The organism is Bacillus cereus group sp. BfR-BA-01379 (genome assembly GCF_022663605.1).
Classification (GTDB): domain Bacteria; phylum Bacillota; class Bacilli; order Bacillales; family Bacillaceae_G; genus Bacillus_A; species Bacillus_A mobilis.
Genome location: NZ_JAKUFT010000026.1, coordinates 12,738 through 32,824, shown reverse-complemented (window position 1 = coordinate 32,824; position 20,087 = coordinate 12,738). Strand labels below are relative to the sequence as shown.

Genomic DNA, 20,087 nt, shown 5'->3' with positions numbered 1-20,087 from the left:
TGAGTAATACATTTGTAAAGGGGACAAGCGTATGAAGAAATATATATTTTCTTTACTTGCAGTACTGAGTTTAATTCTTACTGGTTGCGGAGCTACTAGTACAAACGAAAAAAAATCATCTGAATCAAAAGAAGAGCATGACCACGCATCGCATACTCAGCAAGCTGACATTCAAGAAAAAACAAAAGGAGTCGACACACTCCCTACCTTCCTAGACAAGCTTGATCCACAAATGAAAGATATCTACACTGTCGCTGGACAAAATGCAGAGCTATTAGATTGGATTCCATGTTACTGCGGTTGCGGTGAAAGTGTAGGACATAAAAATAATAAAAATTGCTTTATTCGTGAAATTAAAAAGAATGGTGAAGTTGTTTGGGATTCCCACGCGACGACTTGTGTCAATTGCCTAGAAATCGCGGTTGAATCTGCTTCGATGAAACAAAAAGGAAAATCAACGCTGGAAATTCGCAACTATATCGACAATAAATACAAAGAGGGTTACGGCAAGCCAACACCTACGCCAATGCCAAAAGCTTAAAAACGAGGAAATACCTCGTTTTTTCTTTTCATTCACTTTTTTTCTTAACAAATTCTTTCAAGTGTATTTCTCCTTGCTTTTCACACACTATATATAACTCCTCAGTAAGGAGGGTACACAGTGCAAACATATAACGACTATGATAAAGCTCTCTATTACACGTATTGCTGTAATTGGGATAAATTACTCGTTCTTATGGTTCAAACGAACGATCAATTATTTTCTAAGCGTATTGAACATTTTTTACACGCTTATCAATACAGTAAAGAACTACCAGAAGTTGATAAACAATTGCAGCTCCTATTTCAATATATTGACCATGCATCCCAAAAGTCACATATAGATGAAGTAGAGCAAATTCAAATGTAAAATATAGCGCTATTCTCTTTATGAGAATAGCGCTTTTTTAAAATGTTTATATCAATAAAAGTTTCCCCTTATAAAACTTTTATTGATAAACATATTTTTTCTTTCTTTTCTGTACCACTTCATACTATAATTTAGTATGTAACTATTATAAGAGAGGTATAAAATATGGGACGAGAAAAAAAGCAAGAATATGCTTTACTTACCGCATGGGGAGCTTCTTTTATCGCTACACTAGGAAGTCTTTATTTTTCCGAAATCATGAAATTTGAGCCTTGTGTACTTTGTTGGTATCAACGTATTTTTATGTATCCATTCGTTTTATGGCTTGGTATCGCTGTAGCAAAAAAAGATTATCGCATCGCAAGTTATTCTTTACCAATTGCAAGTATTGGTGCTTGTATTTCTTTATATCACTATGCAATTCAAAAAGTCCCAGCATTTTCAGCTGCTGGAGCAGCTTGCGGCCGTGTACCCTGCACCGGAGAATTTATAAACTGGTTTGGTTTTATTACAATCCCGTTTTTAGCACTTATCGGCTTTATTACAATCGCTGTATGTAGTTTTATTGTAATAAAAAACAAATAAGGAGATGAAACAATGAAAAAAATGCTTATATTTGGTGGTATTATTATCGCCCTGTTTGCAGCCATTTTCGCTGTCACACAAATGGAAGAAAAAAATGCTACTAGCCAAAAAATTGATAATGCTACTGATAGTAAAACAAATGGCCCTGACTACTATACAAATAAAATCTCTCTTTCAGATCTTCAAAAGAATTTAAAAGAGAAAAAAGAAGAAACAGTATACTTTTATCAAACATCTTGCGTTCATTGTCAAAAGCTATCTCCTGTCGTAGTACCAATGGCTAAAGACTTGAACGTTGATATGAAAGTTATGGATATTGAAAAAATAGATGCTCCTTGGGATGACTATAAAATTAAAGGAACTCCAACAATCATTCACTTTAAAGATGGCAAAGAAGTAAGTCGTATTAGCGGTGAACAACCGAAAGACAAATTACAAGAATGGCTCGAACAAACGAAAAAATAACGAGAAAAGGAAACTCCTTCTACACATGAAATGGGCGTAAAATCCCAAACTAATGTATAAGGAGGGGGTTTTATGCCAGAAGTAAAATGCTCTGTTTCCAATTGTTCATTTTGGGGACAAGGTAACTTTTGTCAAGCAAGTGCAATCGTTGTTCAACCAGATGCACAAGAATCTGGATCAAATGCAAATGATTCGTATACAGGCGCGGTTTTAACAAACGAGACGCTAGAAAGTTCTGTAACAACGAGTGTAGAAACTTGTTGTCATACATTTAAGCCAAAATATTAAACAAAAAAAGCATACGATTAACCGTATGCTTTTTTTACATTCCCCTCCAAAAATCATGCATCATAAAAAAGTACAAAATAACGAGAATAACTGTCCCACATAAAGTAATGCGCCGATATATACTCTTCTCTCCTTCTCTTGCTTTCACAAATGCCCAAATAAATCCGAAGAACAATATTAAATCAACATATGGAACATAAAAAGAAAAGACGAGAAACGCATACAAATACACGATAAATAAACAGGTCGTTACTAAGAAAATTTTAAAAGCAAACTCACTTTTCATAATGTAACCGCCCCCTATCTGTACTGTATTATATTCAGCAAAATACAATAGTTGCAGTTAAACTCGAAGTAGAAATAAGCTACCGTCCTATAATACGGTAGCCATTACGGAATATTATATTTCCGTTTATATATATTACTTAAAGTCGAAGGAGGAATTTGCTCATAACGAATTTTTTCTCCTGTTTCATCCATAATATACAAATTGTTTCCTATATAATATATTCCATCTTTTCGTTTTGAATACACTGTATATCTTTCATTTGGCAATACCGTTTTCACTTTTGTCAACTGCCCATTTGGTTCTTGCCAATATATATCGGCGCGGTCTACTAACGTAAGTATGCCAATTTGGTCTTTTTCTACTTTACGACCATTCCAGCTTACAACGCGGTAACCAAGCTTATTCGCTTCATATTCAGGACTCGTATGAAAACGAGAAATGATTACTTTTGTTTGTAATTGGACTCGGTCATATAACCACTGTATATCCCTGTCATGCATGCGAATACAGCCATTCGATTCCCGGCTTCCAATCGTCCATTCCCGATTTGTTCCATGAATTGCATACTCCTTTTTATCCAGACCTAACCAACGCGTACCGAGAGGATTATTCGGTGCACCTCCAGCTATTTTTTTCCGATGGTATTCTTTATTTTTAAATTTAGTTATAATACAAAAATTACCTTCAGGCGTAGGTGTACGGTCTCTTCCAGTTGTTACGGGGAATGTCTTTGTATAATTTCCATTTTCAAAAAAAGATAATTGGTTTGTCGTAAGATTCACTAATATTAGATGATCTGTATCAGCAAAAGCACTAACCGGTAGGATGAAAAATAATAGTATGACGAAACATAATTTTTTCATCTATATCCCTCCCCTAGCGCTCACTATAATAAGTGGAATTAACTTTACTTTGCTCTTATCAATGAAAACTATCCATTTACAATAACGCCTCCATTTACATGTATCATTTGCCCGGTAACATAGGATGAATCCCCAGACGCTAAGTATACGTATGCTGGCGCTAATTCATATGGTTGACCAGGTCTTTGCATCGGAACATTGCTCCCGAACTGAGAAACTTTCTTCTCATCAAAACTCGATGGGATAAGTGGTGTCCAAATTGGTCCAGGCGCAACACCATTTACACGAATCCCTTTTTGCACTAATGATTGAGAAAGTGATCTTGTAAAAGCTACGATTGCTCCTTTCGTTGCAGAATAATCAATTAACGTTTCATTTCCTTCATATGCAACGATAGATGCCGTATTTATAATGACATCCCCTTGCTTTAAATGAGAAAGTGCTGCTTTCGTAACGTGAAAATAAGAAAAAATATTAATACGAAACGTCTTTTCTAGCTGTTCTGCTGTAATATACTCTAATCCTTGCTGCGGATATTGCTGCGCAACATTATTTACTAAAACATGTAAACTGCCTAGCTGCCGAACGGTCTCTTCTACAATACCTTTACAATGTTGTTCATTACTGAGATCACCTGGTAACAGCACACACTTTACACCTTCTTGTTCTACACGTTGCTTCGTCTCATTGGCATCTTCTTCCTCATCTAAATACGCAATCGCGATATTTGCCCCCTCTTTTGCAAAAGCGATGGAAACAGCTCGTCCAATTCCACTGTCTCCTCCTGTAATTAATATATTTTTTCCTTTTAACTTTTCACTTCCTTTATAATTTGGATCTTCAAACTGCGGTAGAGGATTCATTAACGATTCAATACCAGGTTGTTTATTTTGATGTTGCGCTGGCATTGTTACAAAGTTTTTTTGCTGTGGCATAGCTTCTTTCAACTCCTTTTCCTTATAATGCGCACAATAAAAACTGAAATTCACACATCGGTTTACGATTAATATTCGAATTTAAGACACAAAATATGAATTGTTATAAACTTTTTATGCAAAACTATTGCAAAATAGTTAAAAAACGAATATTATATATAACTGTTGTGAAAATTATTCGTAAACAGAAAGGATGTTTATATGTTTAACCTTTCAAAACATAAAACTTCTATTAAAACTGAAATTATGGCAGGTATTATTACCTTCTTAACAATGGCATATATCATTGTCGTAAACCCTGTCATCCTTGGGGATGCGGGAGTTCCATTTGAACAAGCATTTACAGCAACAATTATTGCTGCTGTTGTCGGAACATTATTTATGGCGATCTTTACAAACTTACCAATCGCAATTGCACCAGGTATGGGATTAAATGCTTACTTCTCTTACTCTGTTGTAAAAGCTCATGAAGGCATGACTTTCGCAATTGCATTCTCTGCTGTATTCGTAGCAGGTATGATTTTAATTTTGTTATCATTTACATCTTTCCGTACAAAATTAATGGAAGTAATTCCTGAAAACTTAAAACACGCACTGACTGCTGGTATCGGTCTTTTTATTGCCTTTATCGGTTTACGTTTAACAGGTATCGTTACAAAAAATGATGCAAACTTAGTTGGACTTGGTGATCTTCACTCTGCTCCAGTACTACTAGCATTAGCTGGACTTGGAATTACAATTGTTCTTATGTCTTTAAATGTAAATGGCGCACTATTTATCGGAATGCTATTAACTGGTATTATTGCTTACTTCACAGGACAATTAACATTCTCAAACGGCGTTACATCAATGCCTGGATTAACAGAAGGAATCATCGTTTCAAATCCAATTACTGCTGTATCTGATGTAATTAACTACGGATTATACGGCGTTGTATTTTCATTCTTCCTTGTTACATTATTCGATACAACAGGTACATTACTTGGCGTAGCTCAGCAAGGTGGATTTATGAAAGATGGGAAGCTTCCAAAAGCTGGACGAGCTCTTCTATCTGACTCATTCTCAGCAACAATTGGTTCTATGTTCGGAACAACACCATCAACAGCTTACATCGAATCATCTGCTGGTGTTGCAGCTGGTGGTCGTACTGGTTTAACAACTGTTACAGTAGCTGTTCTATTCGCACTAGCAGCATTCTTCGGACCATTAGTAAGTGCCGTTTCTGGTGTATCAGCTATTACCGCACCATCATTAATTATCGTTGGTAGTCTTATGATGGGTTCAGTTCGCCACATCGATTGGGACGCATTTGATGAAGCATTCCCAGCATTCTTAGTAATCTTAAGCATGCCACTTACATCAAGTATCTCAACGGGTATCGCACTTGGATTTATTTCATACCCACTTATGAAAATGGCAAAAGGACAATTCCGTGCTGTTCACCCGCTTGTGTATTTATTCGGAATCTTGTTCGCTTATCAATTAGTTTTCTTACCACATTAAAATCCCTCATAAAGAGGGATTTTTTTATACATAAAAAGTAGCGCATCGAAATTCGATGCGCTACTTTCCCTTTGCAACAATCAAACGAACTACTTTCAATGCAAGAAGTAAAAGACCATTCACTATCGCTGCAATCCCTAAAAATACCGCTATTATCAGCTCTCCCATTCCATTATTCAATACAAACATAACAGAAGAAATGACAGCCAAAATAAACAATATTAACGTTGGTATATATTTAATAACAGGCTTCTTATATGATTTTTTTGAAAGAAGAAACGTAATTATTAATGTCATAATGATCACAAAATATACTGCAAATAAGAAAATCATAAGAAAGCCTCCACTATTCCTAAAGATAAAAGAAGTTAAAAATTATTAATAGTTTTCATTTACCTGTATTTCTTTACTATACTTTTGAATGAAAACTGATGAAATAACCATTGTCATCCCTACACTAAAACCAATAAGCTGATCTAATAGTATTTCATCATGAATGAACCAGCGCAGTAAAAATACGCCACCCAAAATAAACATCATAGTAAATCCAGTATGTCTAAGCCCTTTATATACATTTTCCATATGTATCACCTCTTCACACACTTTTATCCATATTATACCATATACCCATCAAGCAAACGTATTGTCCGCTGGCAGTATGCAGCTACCTTTTGATCATGTGTAACAACTAGTACCGTTTTTCCTTGGTTATTAATTTCTTTTAAAATACTCATAATTTTTTCTCCGTTTTCTTGATCGAGAGCACCAGTCGGTTCATCAGCAAGTATAATTTTTGTGTCTTGTGCTAAAGCCCTTGCTATCGCTGTTCTTTGCTGTTCTCCACCTGATAACTCGTAAGGATATTTGTTAATATGCCTCTCAACCCCTACCATTTCCAGCATTTCTGTTGATATTTGTATACGTTTCTTATGAGAAATTTTTCTATATATAAGCGGGAGCATTACATTTTCAATAATTGTATAATCATCTAATAGCGAAAAGTTCTGAAACACAAATCCAACTTCCTTATTTCTATACTTATGATAGTTTGCCTTTAATGTACTCGTATCCATGCCATCTAAAAAATACTTTCCAGTAGAGGGGCTATCAATTAAGCCAATAATGTTAAGCAAGGTTGATTTCCCTGAGCCAGATGGCCCCATAATGGCTATCATTTCGCCTTTTTCTATTGTAAGGTTAATATCTTTTAAAGCACTAAAATTACTCTTTCCGTATCCCTTAGCCACATTTGCGAGCTAAATCATCTATAACACCTCTTTCATATATGTATTTTTTATTTTTAGTACATTGAAATAAATGATTGCATATATAACGAGGATCATTACAATTGATAGAGCACCTATAACAATCAATGATTCTATAGAGACTTTTAACGTTCCAAAGAAAGATACTACACTATTTTCTAGCCCTTTCTGAATTTCAATTACTCCGCTATTCTCCCATTGGAAATACATAATTCCTATACATATAGATAAAATGAATAACAACATATACTCAATAACAAACGGAAGACATAGTTGAAAAGTACTTGCTCCTAATGCTGATTTAATAGAAATATTTTTACGTTCCATATAAAGCGTAGCCATTGATGTTAATAAAATAGATAGAAATGAAAAAGATAAGACTGTACCGCTTAATAATAAGGGATATGACATATTATCAATGCCCTGCTTTTCATTTTCTAACAATTTATCCGGATTTGTAACATAATACGAATACCCCTTACCTTCTGTTACCTTTAATACTTTCTTTTGAAATTCATTTATATTTATCTTCTCATTTGTTTCTATAATTAACCCATTGTATAAAAGTTCTACACTATAGAACTCTATTTCTTCTGTTCCAATTGGTAAAATCGCCATGTCATCTAATAATGTAATACGATTATCCAATATTTCACCGCTCCGGGGATATGTAAATGCTGAATTTTTTTCTAAAAAGCCAATTACTTTTAACTTCATTTTTCCAGATGGTATGATATCACCAATAGATACCTTTCCTTTATAATTAGCCCCTAATATAACAGGTCTACTATCAAATACTGATTTATGAAATTCCAATTCTTCAAAATATCTTCCTTGTGAAATTCGTATATGAAAGTATTTATTAATATCTTTATCAACAATAAGAGTCTTTATCGTTCCATTTTCTTTTTTTAAACTAAGTGAATAGTTACGGAACAAATAATTTGTTGTATTTGTTATTGGTATCATATTAGATAACCCTTGAATGAATTGTTGATAATCATCTTTCGCTTTTTCTTCGCTAAATAATGTTATATCTTGCGTCGCATAAAGTTCATAGAAATTTTTATGAGTCGATAAATTATTTGCTACTGTCATCATTTTTTGATATCCCGACAGATTACTAATAAATTCTATAGCTGAAGAAAATGCAACAATTAAAGAGATTACTATAATCAAACTTGGTAAAAACCGTTTTTTCACAGACCGTATAGAATCAAATATAAAAAACATGAAGACCTCCTACGTTCTTAAATGTTTTCCGGGATATATATTTATAATGTGCTTGATTGGAATTACAGTAACAAAAATTGTAAGAAAAATTATAAAAACAACATTACATATCAATACATATAGTGTTAACGGTTTTACTAAGTATGTCTGAAAATAAGTATGAATTGTTCCCGAAAATATTTCTAACGTAATAAAAACTAAGAACATCGCTGCTAGAGAAATAAACAAAATTTGAATATATAGTTCGCAGTAAATAGATATATTAGAAGCACCTACTGCTTTTTTTAATGAAATCTCCCTTTCTTTTTTATAAATCCAAAATAAAACCGCAGAAATGCCAGAAACAATTGCAACAAGAATGAATTTATAATAATACTTATTTGCTGGATCTATATGTGTCACATGTAGTTCCTGAAGATCTCGTTCATTCAGTATTTGAACATCTCCCGAAAGCAGTTCTTTACTCCTATCCATAAACTTTTTTATTTCGTTATGAATAGATGCTGTAGGATTAACAACTGTTAATTGTAATTGTTTACTCGCGATAATACCCTTTTTAGATATAGTAGGTAAGTTTTGAAGTGGAACATATATGCCCGCTACACCGACGTCACTGTCTTTTCTAGATATAGTTCCTATTTTTTTATATGTATCATCAAATTCATATAACTCCTCTACATTCGTTTGATCGCCAACCACCATATCGTTTACATTTTCACGATAAAAATATTGTCCTTCAGAAATATATGGCTTCCAATAATAATCATCTTTTAGGTTCACAGCTATGATCTTTGTTGCCCCTGAACTATTTAATGCTTTTAAATGCTCTACGTAAATATCACTTTTAACAAAAGTATCTTGTATGAAAGGAATTATCTCTTCCAATTCAGTTGCATTCGCTATCGGAACAGTTAAAATTTGATTCTTCTCTGGAAAACCAATTTGAAAAGCAGATATAAAGTTCCGTTTAGATTCTGTTAAAAGCGCGGCTACTGATATAGAAAGAAAAGAAATAAAAAATGCCATAAGAAGAATGACTGAAAACAGTTTGTTGTTTTTTATATTTTTAAAAGCTAAATACATGTCTCTGCTCCTTTTAGATAAGAAGGAGATGATAAACATCCCCTTCTCCTTATCCAAATATTTATAAAGACAACTGTTTAATGCTTTTTACCACTGTAATCGTAAGTTACCATTACTATCAAAAGTACCTTTGTGTGTATCTTCTTGATAGTCATTATTCTCATTAGCATAATGCTCAGAGTATAGTCCTTTTGCACCAAAGGCGTTATATGCACCATTACTCACAGTTGCGTTTAATGATCTTCCAGATTCATGGGATCCTAATTTGTCCGAAGCGCTTTCAATATATGAATTATTTCCATTTGATTTAATAAAAGAAATTGCTACTGAACAACGAGATGCATTTTGATTCGTAGTAGTTTGAGCTCTGTAAGATAGTAGGTTACCGCTTTTGTGACCGCTTAGAGTTGGATAGAATGCACTTGTTGAGATTGATGTTGCTAATATTACTAAAGTCGTAATTGAAAAAACTTTTCCTTTCATTAACAATCACCTCATAAATTTAATAGTTTAGTAGCGCTACATCATCATAATATCCTTCAAATAAATTCTCCTCAATAAGAAACCCGATGTTTTACAAACTCTTTAAACACTTAAACATTAATACATTTTTAAAAAGTAACGTATAAGTAGCAATATAAAAAGGCTGCGGAGAAACTCTTCTCCACAGCCTAATCATTATTTTTGTAAAAACGACTGTAAATCTGCAAACTGTCTTTTTACATCTTCATAGCCTTGCTCATATAAATTTTGTAGTTTTGCCGTATCTTTTTCCATACGATCTACTTGAAGTTGTACTTCTGGACGAATAACAAATAAGTTCCCAGCTTGCTCTTCTTTTTCAATGTAGTGAAGTGTTTCATTATACACTTCATAACGATTCAACATCGTGTTAACAAGGTTCGGATATTTTTTATAAGCTTTTCCTGCAATCCATCCAAACTTTGATTTTTTCTTAGCATAACCATGATTTCTCGTTAAAATAACGACTGATTTTTTAAATCCATCTTCTTGTGCTTTACGAACTGGAATCGGATCAGAAATTCCTCCATCTAATAACTGCTTACCACGGTAATTTACTACAGGTGCAATGAAAGGTAATGAACTAGATGCTTGTAATAAATTTAGTGCATCATCATTTGTTCCTTCTTTTTCAAAATAAACCGACTGTCCTGTTTCACAATCTGTTGTTCCTACAAGGAAACGCTCTGGACTATTAAAGTATGTTTCAAAATCAAACGGCACATGCTTTTCTGGAATTTCATGAAAAATGAACTCCATATCGAATAACTGGCGTTTTCTCCATAAGTTTTTATACGATAAATATTGCGGATGTGATGCATAATCAATATTTACTGTTTTATTTCTATTTCTTTGTCTGGAAAGATACGACGCTGCATGACAAGCACCAGCTGATACACCGATTACATATGGAAAATATAAATCTTGTTCCATAAAATATTCCAATATCCCGCCTGTATATACACCACGCATACCGCCGCCTTCTAATACTAATCCCGTATTTTCAAGCATGTTATTCTCTCCTCTTTATATATTGACTCTTTAATTATTCACTATGTTAAGTATCTGTTTCTATTATATATGAGTTCTTTTAGAAATTATATTCAAAAGGCTTGAAATAAAGGAGTTTTTTCTTCCAATTATATTTCCAAATGTTTGGAGACATCCTTTATAAATCTTTGAATAAAATCTTGCTCTTCTTTCGTATATCCATCTAACAGTAGCAGCCACTTTTCTTCAGCTTGTTTATGCAATTTATCATGAGCTTTATATATTTCATTTCCGCTTTCCGTTAAGCGGAAGAAAATTTCTTTTTGATTATCTAACATTTGCATCTTCTCAACGAATTTCTTTTGAAACAACTTTGTACAAATTTTAGAGATTGCGCCCTTCGTCATTCCCATTTCTGTCGTAATAGTAGTTACATTCATCAAGCCATTTTTCCCGATACACTCGATAACATGTAATTCAGATAAAGACATACCACTTATACCCGTCTCACGAAGAAACTTCTCATTTTGCCCTTTCAAATGTTCTTCTTTTTTATGCAAAAGTGTACGAATGTCCGAAAGTATTTCCATTTGTTTCATTGTACGTTCCAATCCGTTCGCCCCCTAAGTTTCCAAAGAAACAATTTAACTATATACCATTTTAAAATGATTTTTTCATATTTACAAGTGAGAAAATCATGTTAAAATAAATTTAGTTTCCAAGGAAACTAAAAATAAGGAGGTTAACATAATGAAAAAATCTAAACTACATTTCATTTTATATGTTGTCTGTATTAGTGCCTTACTCGGTTCCTTTGCTCAAAATATTTACACACCTATCTTGCCCATGATTCAAGGTTCTTTTCACACTTCTCTTTATCTTGTAAATTTAACAGTCTCCCTTTTCACATTTGTTCTTGCGATTATGCAGCTCATATATGGGCCTTTAATTGATACAAAAGGAAGAAAATCTGTCCTTATTCCTAGTTTAATCATTAGTACAATCGGTTCAATCGGATGTGCTTTTTCGCCGAACGTTTATTTATTTCTATTTTTTAGAGCTGTTCAAGCTATAGGAATAGCTGCTATACCTATAGTTGCAGCAACGATTATTGGCGATTTATTTGAAGGAAAAGAACGAGGAGAAGCAATGAGCCTTTATCAAATGTTACTTGCTCTCGCACCTGCGATTGGCCCTCTCATTGGTGGTTATCTCGGTAGTATAAATGGCCACGTATCCGTATTTCTCTTTTTATCTATACTTGCCATTCTCTTATTAATTATAAACATTTCACTACTTCCAGAAACAAAACCAACTGTAATTAAGCAACCGCACTCAAAAAAAGATTACTGGTTTATCTTAAAAAACAAAACTGGATTTTCCATTACTCTTATTGGCTTTATTCAATTTTGTATTTACTTTTGTTTCCTCGTTTTTTTACCAAGCATTTTAACAAATTCATTTCACTTAACTGCAAGTAAAATTGGTCTTATATTTGTACCGATGTCCCTTTCTATTATGTTAGGAAGTTATTGCTTCAAGCTTTTGCAAAAGCGCCTCACAACAAAACAAGCTTTATTCATTACTAGTTTCTTCAATATTATATGTGTCACTTTATTCTCTTTCACATATAACATCAATATCCCATTCATCATTATCGTTACATCTTTGTACGGTTTTAGTATGGGGATTTCTATGCCAACTCACACTACTTTATTAACGGAAGAATTCGTACAAGAACGCGCAACTGCTATCGGTATGTACAACTTTATTCGCTATCTCGGTATGGGTACAGGGCCACTTGTAGGTGGATTGCTTTTATTTAATCAAAGTTACTTTTGGATTTTCTTCCTAGGTGCAATTATGTTTCTACTCATAATCTTATATGCGATGAAAATGCTACGTTTTCATGTTGTGCAAAAAACAAAATAGAGACCTACAAATGGTCTCTATTTTAAGCTCTTTGATCCGCAACGATATGAATATCAATATACCTTGTTTGCCTCATAATCTCATTTACAATTGAACCTTTTCGTATTTCTTCCCAACGTGTTCTTGCCGATTGCCCTAGTAAAATTTGTGTTACTTGTAGTCTTTTCGCGACTTCAATAATAACATCCGCTGGCTTTCTTCCTTTTGCCTCTTCTAAAACAAAACTCGCATCAAATTGATTCGTTAGCAACTTCCACTCTTCAATTGTTTGCTTTTTCCCCGCTGAAAGGGAATCTATCTTTTCCCTTTCAACATTTAATACATACAATTCAGCGTTTAACCGATCAGCCATGCGCCATCCTCGTCTTATTAATTTCTCCGCCGTTGAGCTGTATTGTACACAAACGAGAATTTTTTCTTTCACGCCAATCGGTTCCCTAACGGTTTGGCTAATTTTCTCGTCCATATCATCGGCAACTTCCCGAAGAGATAATTCTCTTAGTGCCCCTAAATTATTAAGCGTGAAGAAATTTTGTAAGCTTTGCTCTATTTTTTCTTCTTTATATATTTTCCCGTCTATTAATCTCTTCCTTAATACTTCCGGCGTTGCATCAACGAGCTGAATTTCATTTGCTTTTTGTAAAATAAAATCTGGAATACGTTCTCGCACTTTGACATTTGTAATTTGAGCTACAATATCATGAACGCTTTCTAAATGTTGAATATTAAAAGCTGATAAAACGGATATACCGGCATCTAGCAATTCCTGTACATCCATATAACGTTTCTTATTTTTAGATCCAGGAATATTACTATGCGCGAGTTCATCCACAACAACGATTTGCGGTGCACGTTTTATAATTCCTTCCACGTCTAGTTCATAAAATACTTTCCCTTTATACTCTATTTCTTTTAAAGGAACTTTTTCTAAATCAGCAATTGCTTCTTCTGTCTCTTTTCTTCCGTGCGTTTCAATTAAACCAATTACAATATCCGTACCATCCTTTTTCATCTCTCTAGCATCAAAGAGCATTTTATAACTTTTCCCTACTCCTGGAGCCGCTCCTACATATAGCTTTAACTTCCCACGGTTTTGCTGACGAATATATTCTAAATACTCTTCTGGTGTTCGCCTTTGAAAAGTGGGTTTATAGTCATCCGCATACAAAACACTCACAACCTTTCTTTCGAAACAACGCTACCTCAATCCGTTAGATTGAGGTAGCGTTGTTACTATTTCAGTAGTTTCTGTAATTCCAAATTTAACTTTAAAACGTTCACGCGATCTTCTCCAAATAAACCAAGTGCTGCACCTTCTGTTTGATCTTTAATCAACTGATCTAGCATTTCTTTCGGGATTCTCGTTAATTTTGAAATGCGCTCTACCTGTACGAAAGCCGCCTTCGGACTAATGTCAGGATCTAGCCCTGAACCTGAATTCGTCACTAAATCAATCGGCACTTCTGTAACTGGAACAGCCCGGTTTTGTTTCTTCCACTCTTCAATACTTTTCTCTACTCGTTTCACCAAATCTGGATTAGACGGTGCATAGTTATTAGACCCAGATGCTTCTGCTTTATATTCAATACTAGAAACACGTCCCTGAAAATAACGTGGATCTGTGAAATTTTGACCAATTAATTTAGAACCAATCACTTCATTTTTATCATTATATATTAGACTTCCATCCGCATTATCCTTCATTACTGCTTGTGCAATACCAGTAACAATAAGCGGGTATATAAGGCCGCACAACACTAAAAATGTAAACGTAATACGGATGATTGGTGATAGTATACTTTGTTTCTTCGCCATCTTTTTCCCCTCTTCCCTATATAAACAAGCCGACAATTATATCAATTACTTTAATTCCAATGAACGGTACAATAACCCCGCCAAGCCCATAAATAAGTAGGTTTCGGCCAAGTAGTGCATTCGAACTCATCGGTTTATATGCGATACCTTTCATCGCCAATGGAATGAGTAATGGAATAATAACTGCATTAAATATTAATGCTGATAAAATCGCTGACAGTGGTGATGTTAATCTCATAATGTTCAATGCTTCCATTTGCGGAATCGCAAGTGTAAACATCGCTGGAATGATGGCGAAATATTTCGCGATATCATTCGCAATACTAAACGTCGTTAACGCACCACGCGTCATTAACAATTGCTTACCGATTCCTACAACCTCAATAATTTTTGTCGGGTTCGAATCTAAATCAATCATATTTGCTGCTTCTTTCGCAGCTGTCGTCCCACTATTCATCGCTAATCCAACATCGGCCTGCGCTAATGCCGGAGCATCATTTGTACCATCACCCGTCATCGCTACAAGTTTCCCTTTATCTTGTTCTGCTTTAATAACTGCAATTTTATCTTCTGGTTTACACTCAGCAACGAATTCGTCTACCCCTGCTTCTTTTGCAATCGTTGCTGCTGTTAGCGGGTTATCTCCTGTACACATAACCGTTTTAATCCCCATTTGGCGCAATTGTTCAAAACGTTCACGCATACCTGGTTTTACTGTATCCTTTAAATAAATTAAACCGTAAATACGACTATCCACTGCAACGACAAGGGGTGTTCCGCCCTCTTTTGAAATGAAATCCGCTTTTTGATTTACATCTTTCGGAATCGTTCCACCTTGTGACCTAACCCACTCAATAACGGCACCGACAGCACCTTTTCTCACTTTCGTTCCGTCTTGTAAATCGACACCACTCATTCTCGTTTCTGCTTTAAATGGAACAAATTCACCTTGCTCTGCAAGTGCTCTATCATATGATAGAGATTTCGTTTTTACATATTCGATAACAGATCGGCCTTCTGGTGTTTCATCTAAAACTGAACTAATCGCAGCCCATTTTCCTACCTGCTCAATCGTTTCATTCCCTACAGGAAGCAGTGTATGTGCCATCCGGTTCCCGAAAGTAATCGTACCTGTTTTATCTAAAATAATTGTATTAATATCACCCGCAGCTTCTACTGCTTTCCCTGACATTGCTAAAACGTTAAACTTTGTCACCCGGTCCATCCCAGCAATACCAATCGCTGATAATAATCCACCGATTGTCGTTGGAATTAAACAAACTAACAATGCAACAAGTACAGCTGTATCAATTTGAAATCCTAAATAGTTCGTAAAAATCGGTAACGTCACAACAACGATTAAGAAAATAAGCGTTAAACTCGTTAATACTGTATTTAAAGCAATCTCATTCGGCGTTTTTTGACGAGCAGCTCCTTCTACTAACGAAATCATTTTATCAATAAATGATTCACCAGGATTACTCGTAATGACAATTGTAATCTCATCACTGACGACCATCGTTCCACCTGTTACGGAACAAAAATCACCGCCCGCTTCTTTTATAACAGGAGCTGATTCCCCTGTAATCGCAGATTCATCAACAGACGCTAACCCTTTTATGACTTCTCCATCACTTGGAATCATTTCTCCTTGTTTTACAATAACAACGTCACCTTTTCTCAGATCAGTTGCTGAAACTTGAACAATGTCTCCATTTTCTTTTACAACATTTGCAAACACATCTTTCTTCGATTGTTTTAAAGAATCGGCTTGCGCTTTCCCACGTCCTTCCGCTAACGCTTCTGCAAAGTTAGCAAATAAAACTGTGAATAAGAGAATGAGAGAAACTGTTATATTAAACCATCCTGGTACACTACTAGAATGACTTGGAAGAAAAGATAAAATGAACGTAATGATAAATCCAATTTCTACAACAAACATAATCGGATTCTTTATCATGACTTTCGGATTCAATTTCGCAAAAGATTGTTTCATCGCATGTTTCACGATATCACGATCCATCGTTTTCGCTTGTCTAACTTCATCTTCTACAGCATGTATTTGTGACTCATTTACTCTTTTTTCTTTTACTACTACCGGTCTCATCATTTACCCTCCATTACTTCAATGTAAGAAATTCTGCAATTGGGCCAAGTACTAACATTGGGAAGAATGTTAATGCACCGACAATTACAATTGTTCCGATGAAAATGCCGCCAAATAAACTATTATCCGTACGGAACGTTCCGACTGTTTCTGGCACAACTGTCTTCTCTTTCAATGAAGCTGCAACAGCTAGCATCGTAATTAAACTAAAATAGCGGCCTAAAAACATAACTAAACCAGTTGTAATATTCCAAAACGGTGTATTATCCGCTAATCCTTCAAATCCAGATCCGTTATTCGCAGCTGACGATGTATATTCATATACCACTTGCGTCAAACCGTGGAAACCGGAATGAGAAATAGCATCCGTTCCTAAACTTGTTGAAAGAGCTAATGCTGAAAATCCTAAAATAAGCAGTGGGTGAAATAGTATTGTTACCGCAATTAATTTCATTTCCTTACCTTCAATTTTCTTACCTAAAAACTCCGGTGTCCGTCCAACCATCAATCCAGATATAAAGACTGCGATAATCGCATACATAATAATGTTCACAAAGCCAGCTCCAACACCGCCGTATACTGTATTTAACATCATATTTACGAGTGGTACTAACCCGCCAATTGGTGTTAACGTATCATGCATCGTATTAACGGCTCCTGTTTCAGCAGCTGTCGTTACCGTTGCGTATAGTGAAGAAAATACCGTTCCAAATCGTACCTCTTTTCCTTCTGTACTTCCTTGTACATGCTCGATACCCATTCCATTTAACGCTGGATTCCCATGTAATTCAGATGTCGTAATCGTTATAAACCCTAGTAAAAACACCATGAATAGTGAAACGAAAAGGATGCGACCTTGTTTTTTATTTCCTACCATTCGTCCGTACGTAAACGGAAGTGCTGTTGGCAATAACATCATAAGCATCATTTGCAAAATATTACTCATTTGTCCTGGATTTTCGAAAGGATGTGTAGAGTTTGCTCCGAAAAATCCACCGCCATTATTTCCAAGTTCCTTAATGGAAACGAATGATGCAACAGGCCCGCGTAATATACTTTGCTTTGCCCCATCAATCGTTTGTGCCGTAACGGCACCGTCTAACGTTTGTGGTACACCAAGTGCGACAAAGATTAGTGCCGCAATAAATGCAATAGGAAGAAATACTCTCGTTAAAGCTCTCGTAAAATCAACGAAGAAGTTACCAAGTTCTTTTCCAGCGAGCCCTCTTATAAACGCCATTACAAGTGCTAACGTCGTTGCCGGTGCTGCAAACATTAAAAATGTAATTCCGATTAATTGTGATAAATAAGATAAACCATTTTCACCGCTATAATGCTGTAAGTTTGTATCAGCCATAAAACTAATCGCTGTATTAAAAGCGAGTGTAGGCTCCATTCCTTCAATGTGTGCTGGATTTAATGGCAATACTCCTTGTAGCCTGAAAATGAAATATACGACAACAATCATAAATCCATTTAATAAAACTAATGATAGTGCGTACTGTTTCCACGTTTGATTGTATTCTTTTACACCCGTAATTTTAAAAATAAGTTTTTCAAAAGGCCCGAATACTTTATCTAGCTTTTTACTCCCTTGAAAGGCTTTCTCTAAATAAATTCCCGTTGGCTTTGCCACAAGAATAAACAACAGTATTGTAATAACAACTGCGACCCAGATCATAATGAATGACTCCCCCTAATTAAAACTTTTCCGGATTTAATAATGCATACACTAAGTACACCGTAATTGCTGCAACAATAACCGATAAGGCAATCGTCATGATTGCTTCCCTTCTTTCACAACTTTATCTGACCAACTTGCAAGACTTGCCATCGATGCGACTAATACAACAAAAATCCCGATCATTACAACATCTAACATAGCTACCCCTCTCTTTCTGTAAAAATTTACCATCAATTAATCAAAAAAAGAACACTAAGCTCTACTTAGTGTTCGAAATGAACAACACAAAGTAAACCTCCTCTCTAAACGCTTACGAGGTTAGCTGTCGGATTCGGGCCTAAAGAGTAGCCCTACTTTCAAAACTGAAAGATTCACCCCAAGTGACGATGCACAAAATTGGTTCCCCCGCTCCATTTCTGGAACTCAGCGATTTTAGGTTTTTTTGGAAATTTTATGAATGATTTATGAGAGTAAATATACTCCTCTATATTTAACTTGTAAAGAGGCAAATTACTGAAAATAAGAAAATATCCATCTATTTAAACGCTTACATTGAGTATTATTAATATTCTTTCATCTGTTTTCTCGTCTTTTCTTTCTTTTTCATAGCAATGATCTTTTAAATACGAAATAAAAAGAGCGAATGACATGAAGTGCATAGCTTGTTGCACTTCGCATTCGCTCTTTTTTCAATCACTATTTATTCCCCTCGTAAAAAAGCACGTAAATTTCTCCCGCGAATATAAACTTGTGACAATTCTGCATGTAGCTGCTCATATTCGATAACATCTGTTTTTAAATATAAAGCATCTTTCGATGGCAATATGATATAGGGCCTTGGAAAAATAGGATCGAGCACCACCAATTCTTGAACTCGCTCTACCGATACCGCCCAACGATTCGCTATATCTCCTAATAACAACACTTTCATTTTCTTTTCCCCCGCCCTATTCAAAAAATAAGAAAGAAATATTATCACAATTCGTAAACACGACAAATGTAGCTCCCATTATTTCATAGAGCCTCGCTGGATATCGTTTATTCCTCGTAACAACAGTAATAGGTGCTTGAAAAGAAATGCGAATGTGTTCTGTGAAGAAGCTAACGATTTGGAGCTCATCCCCTAGTAAGATTACCTTCTTAATACACTCACAAATACTAGTAAAATCCTGCTCCTTGCTACAACTATACGTCCAATCAAATCCACAATCCCTAACTTCAGCCGCTATCTCTTCATTTGCTGTAAAAATAATTAACTCATGTTGAAATGCTACTAAATCTCTTAAACTATTTACCTTGCTTTCTTCTCCAACACAAATAAGTGTTAGTTCCATGTACCTCATCCTCCTTAGTATAAAAGAAATCAAACATAGATTGATATTCCCCTATACTAATCAGATCGATGAAGTGATGTATCCATCATGGCACCGTCCTCTCTCAAGACGCTTACGAAGTTAGCTGTCGGATTCGGACTTTGAGAGTAGCCCTACTTTCAAAATTGAAAGATTCACCCCTAGTGACACTGCACAAATTGGTTCCTCCGCTCCTTATATTTGGACTCAGCGTATTACAAAAAATGTATTCTGGCTGATATATTACTCCTCTATTTTGAAAAAGT

At 35.0% G+C, this 20,087-nt stretch carries 26 protein-coding genes and 2 riboswitches; of the genes, 7 read left to right on the top strand and 19 right to left on the bottom strand.

Annotated features, from left to right (window positions below; genetic code table 11):
• The first annotated feature begins 31 nt into the window (after positions 1 to 31).
• The 5 genes from MR113_RS12335 to MR113_RS12315 all read left to right on the top strand — a co-directional run bounded on the left by MR113_RS12335 (position 32) and on the right by MR113_RS12315 (position 2,248).
• Entirely contained in the window at positions 32 to 541 is a 510-nt protein-coding gene (locus MR113_RS12335) for a PCYCGC domain-containing protein (RefSeq protein WP_242254502.1), read from the top strand.
• 120 nt (positions 542 to 661) lie between these two features.
• On the top strand, positions 662 to 910 hold the full coding sequence (locus MR113_RS12330) for a YhdB family protein (RefSeq protein ID WP_048526289.1): 249 nt from the start codon (positions 662 to 664) through the stop codon (positions 908 to 910).
• Between the two features lie 165 nt (positions 911 to 1,075).
• Entirely contained in the window at positions 1,076 to 1,495 is a 420-nt protein-coding gene (locus tag MR113_RS12325) for a disulfide formation protein C (protein WP_000532264.1), read from the top strand.
• 12 nt (positions 1,496 to 1,507) lie between these two features.
• On the top strand, positions 1,508 to 1,960 hold the full coding sequence (locus tag MR113_RS12320) for a thioredoxin family protein (protein WP_097818492.1): 453 nt from the start codon (positions 1,508 to 1,510) through the stop codon (positions 1,958 to 1,960).
• Positions 1,961 to 2,032: 72 nt separating this feature from the next.
• Positions 2,033 to 2,248 carry a DUF1540 domain-containing protein gene (locus tag MR113_RS12315; protein WP_098273367.1) on the top strand — a complete coding sequence of 72 codons (216 nt, stop codon included), beginning with the start codon at positions 2,033 to 2,035 and terminating at the stop codon, positions 2,246 to 2,248.
• 34 nt (positions 2,249 to 2,282) lie between these two features.
• Here MR113_RS12315 and MR113_RS12310 read toward each other — a convergent pair whose 3' ends face one another.
• The 3 genes from MR113_RS12310 to MR113_RS12300 all read right to left on the bottom strand — a co-directional run bounded on the left by MR113_RS12310 (position 2,283) and on the right by MR113_RS12300 (position 4,335).
• Entirely contained in the window at positions 2,283 to 2,534 is a 252-nt protein-coding gene (locus MR113_RS12310; RefSeq protein WP_242254501.1) for a hypothetical protein, read from the bottom strand.
• A 104-nt stretch (positions 2,535 to 2,638) separates the two neighbouring features.
• On the bottom strand, positions 2,639 to 3,400 hold the full coding sequence (locus MR113_RS12305; RefSeq protein WP_242254500.1) for a L,D-transpeptidase: 762 nt from the start codon (positions 3,398 to 3,400) through the stop codon (positions 2,639 to 2,641).
• 68 nt (positions 3,401 to 3,468) lie between these two features.
• Positions 3,469 to 4,335, bottom strand: a complete 867-nt coding sequence (locus MR113_RS12300; protein WP_242254499.1) for an SDR family oxidoreductase — start codon at positions 4,333 to 4,335, stop codon at positions 3,469 to 3,471.
• Positions 4,336 to 4,536: 201 nt separating this feature from the next.
• On the opposite strand from MR113_RS12300, the gene MR113_RS12295 reads away from it, so the two are divergent.
• Positions 4,537 to 5,838: an NCS2 family permease gene (locus tag MR113_RS12295; RefSeq protein WP_242254498.1), complete on the top strand. Its 1,302-nt coding sequence runs from the start codon at positions 4,537 to 4,539 to the stop codon at positions 5,836 to 5,838.
• A 60-nt stretch (positions 5,839 to 5,898) separates the two neighbouring features.
• Here the strand turns inward: MR113_RS12295 and MR113_RS12290 are convergent, their stop codons facing one another.
• The 8 genes from MR113_RS12290 to MR113_RS12255 form a co-directional block, all read right to left on the bottom strand.
• Positions 5,899 to 6,171: a sugar ABC transporter ATPase gene (locus MR113_RS12290; protein ID WP_242254497.1), complete on the bottom strand. Its 273-nt coding sequence runs from the start codon at positions 6,169 to 6,171 to the stop codon at positions 5,899 to 5,901.
• A 45-nt stretch (positions 6,172 to 6,216) separates the two neighbouring features.
• Positions 6,217 to 6,420, bottom strand: a complete 204-nt coding sequence (locus MR113_RS12285; protein ID WP_242242525.1) for a hypothetical protein — start codon at positions 6,418 to 6,420, stop codon at positions 6,217 to 6,219.
• A 32-nt stretch (positions 6,421 to 6,452) separates the two neighbouring features.
• The gene (locus MR113_RS12280) at positions 6,453 to 7,085 is read right to left on the bottom strand and encodes an ABC transporter ATP-binding protein (protein WP_242254495.1); all 633 of its coding nucleotides are present in this window, start codon (positions 7,083 to 7,085) and stop codon (positions 6,453 to 6,455) included.
• A gap of 18 nt (positions 7,086 to 7,103) precedes the next feature.
• Positions 7,104 to 8,336, bottom strand: coding sequence for an ABC transporter permease (locus tag MR113_RS12275; protein WP_242254493.1), 1,233 nt, complete (start codon positions 8,334 to 8,336; stop codon positions 7,104 to 7,106).
• A 9-nt stretch (positions 8,337 to 8,345) separates the two neighbouring features.
• Positions 8,346 to 9,419: an ABC transporter permease gene (locus MR113_RS12270; RefSeq protein ID WP_242254491.1), complete on the bottom strand. Its 1,074-nt coding sequence runs from the start codon at positions 9,417 to 9,419 to the stop codon at positions 8,346 to 8,348.
• An 87-nt stretch (positions 9,420 to 9,506) separates the two neighbouring features.
• A complete protein-coding gene (locus tag MR113_RS12265) occupies positions 9,507 to 9,902 on the bottom strand; it encodes a hypothetical protein (RefSeq protein ID WP_141434947.1) in 396 nt (131 codons plus the stop codon).
• A 195-nt stretch (positions 9,903 to 10,097) separates the two neighbouring features.
• The gene (locus tag MR113_RS12260) at positions 10,098 to 10,952 is read right to left on the bottom strand and encodes a patatin-like phospholipase family protein (protein ID WP_242254488.1); all 855 of its coding nucleotides are present in this window, start codon (positions 10,950 to 10,952) and stop codon (positions 10,098 to 10,100) included.
• Between the two features lie 128 nt (positions 10,953 to 11,080).
• Positions 11,081 to 11,530 carry a MarR family transcriptional regulator gene (locus tag MR113_RS12255; protein WP_396022452.1) on the bottom strand — a complete coding sequence of 150 codons (450 nt, stop codon included), beginning with the start codon at positions 11,528 to 11,530 and terminating at the stop codon, positions 11,081 to 11,083.
• 151 nt (positions 11,531 to 11,681) lie between these two features.
• Between MR113_RS12255 and MR113_RS12250 the strand changes: the two genes are divergently transcribed.
• Positions 11,682 to 12,863 (top strand): MFS transporter, encoded by a 1,182-nt coding sequence (locus tag MR113_RS12250; RefSeq protein ID WP_242254486.1) that lies wholly within the window; start codon positions 11,682 to 11,684, stop codon positions 12,861 to 12,863.
• A 22-nt stretch (positions 12,864 to 12,885) separates the two neighbouring features.
• Here MR113_RS12250 and kdpDN read toward each other — a convergent pair whose 3' ends face one another.
• From kdpDN to MR113_RS12210, 8 genes are all read right to left on the bottom strand, one after another.
• Complete coding sequence (gene kdpDN, locus MR113_RS12245) at positions 12,886 to 14,040, bottom strand: KdpD-like non-kinase potassium sensor (protein ID WP_242254484.1); 1,155 nt, start codon at positions 14,038 to 14,040, stop codon at positions 12,886 to 12,888.
• Positions 14,041 to 14,096: 56 nt separating this feature from the next.
• On the bottom strand, positions 14,097 to 14,678 hold the full coding sequence (gene kdpC / locus MR113_RS12240) for a K(+)-transporting ATPase subunit C (RefSeq protein WP_242254482.1): 582 nt from the start codon (positions 14,676 to 14,678) through the stop codon (positions 14,097 to 14,099).
• 16 nt (positions 14,679 to 14,694) lie between these two features.
• Entirely contained in the window at positions 14,695 to 16,785 is a 2,091-nt protein-coding gene (kdpB, locus tag MR113_RS12235; RefSeq protein ID WP_242254480.1) for a potassium-transporting ATPase subunit KdpB, read from the bottom strand.
• Between the two features lie 13 nt (positions 16,786 to 16,798).
• Entirely contained in the window at positions 16,799 to 18,466 is a 1,668-nt protein-coding gene (gene kdpA / locus MR113_RS12230; RefSeq protein ID WP_242254478.1) for a potassium-transporting ATPase subunit KdpA, read from the bottom strand.
• A gap of 19 nt (positions 18,467 to 18,485) precedes the next feature.
• Positions 18,486 to 18,566: a K(+)-transporting ATPase subunit F gene (gene kdpF / locus MR113_RS12225; RefSeq protein ID WP_000150656.1), complete on the bottom strand. Its 81-nt coding sequence runs from the start codon at positions 18,564 to 18,566 to the stop codon at positions 18,486 to 18,488.
• Positions 18,563 to 18,667, bottom strand: coding sequence for a SipW-dependent-type signal peptide-containing protein (locus tag MR113_RS12220; protein ID WP_000887889.1), 105 nt, complete (start codon positions 18,665 to 18,667; stop codon positions 18,563 to 18,565). Before MR113_RS12220 ends, kdpF begins: the two co-directional genes overlap by 4 nt.
• Before the next feature lie 95 nt (positions 18,668 to 18,762).
• Positions 18,763 to 18,908, bottom strand: a riboswitch (cyclic di-AMP (ydaO/yuaA leader).
• Positions 18,909 to 19,169: 261 nt separating this feature from the next.
• Positions 19,170 to 19,400 (bottom strand): hypothetical protein, encoded by a 231-nt coding sequence (locus MR113_RS12215; protein WP_000866315.1) that lies wholly within the window; start codon positions 19,398 to 19,400, stop codon positions 19,170 to 19,172.
• A 16-nt stretch (positions 19,401 to 19,416) separates the two neighbouring features.
• The gene (locus tag MR113_RS12210) at positions 19,417 to 19,803 is read right to left on the bottom strand and encodes a hypothetical protein (protein ID WP_242254477.1); all 387 of its coding nucleotides are present in this window, start codon (positions 19,801 to 19,803) and stop codon (positions 19,417 to 19,419) included.
• A gap of 93 nt (positions 19,804 to 19,896) precedes the next feature.
• A riboswitch (cyclic di-AMP (ydaO/yuaA leader) is annotated at positions 19,897 to 20,044 on the bottom strand.
• Positions 20,045 to 20,087: the final 43 nt, after the last annotated feature.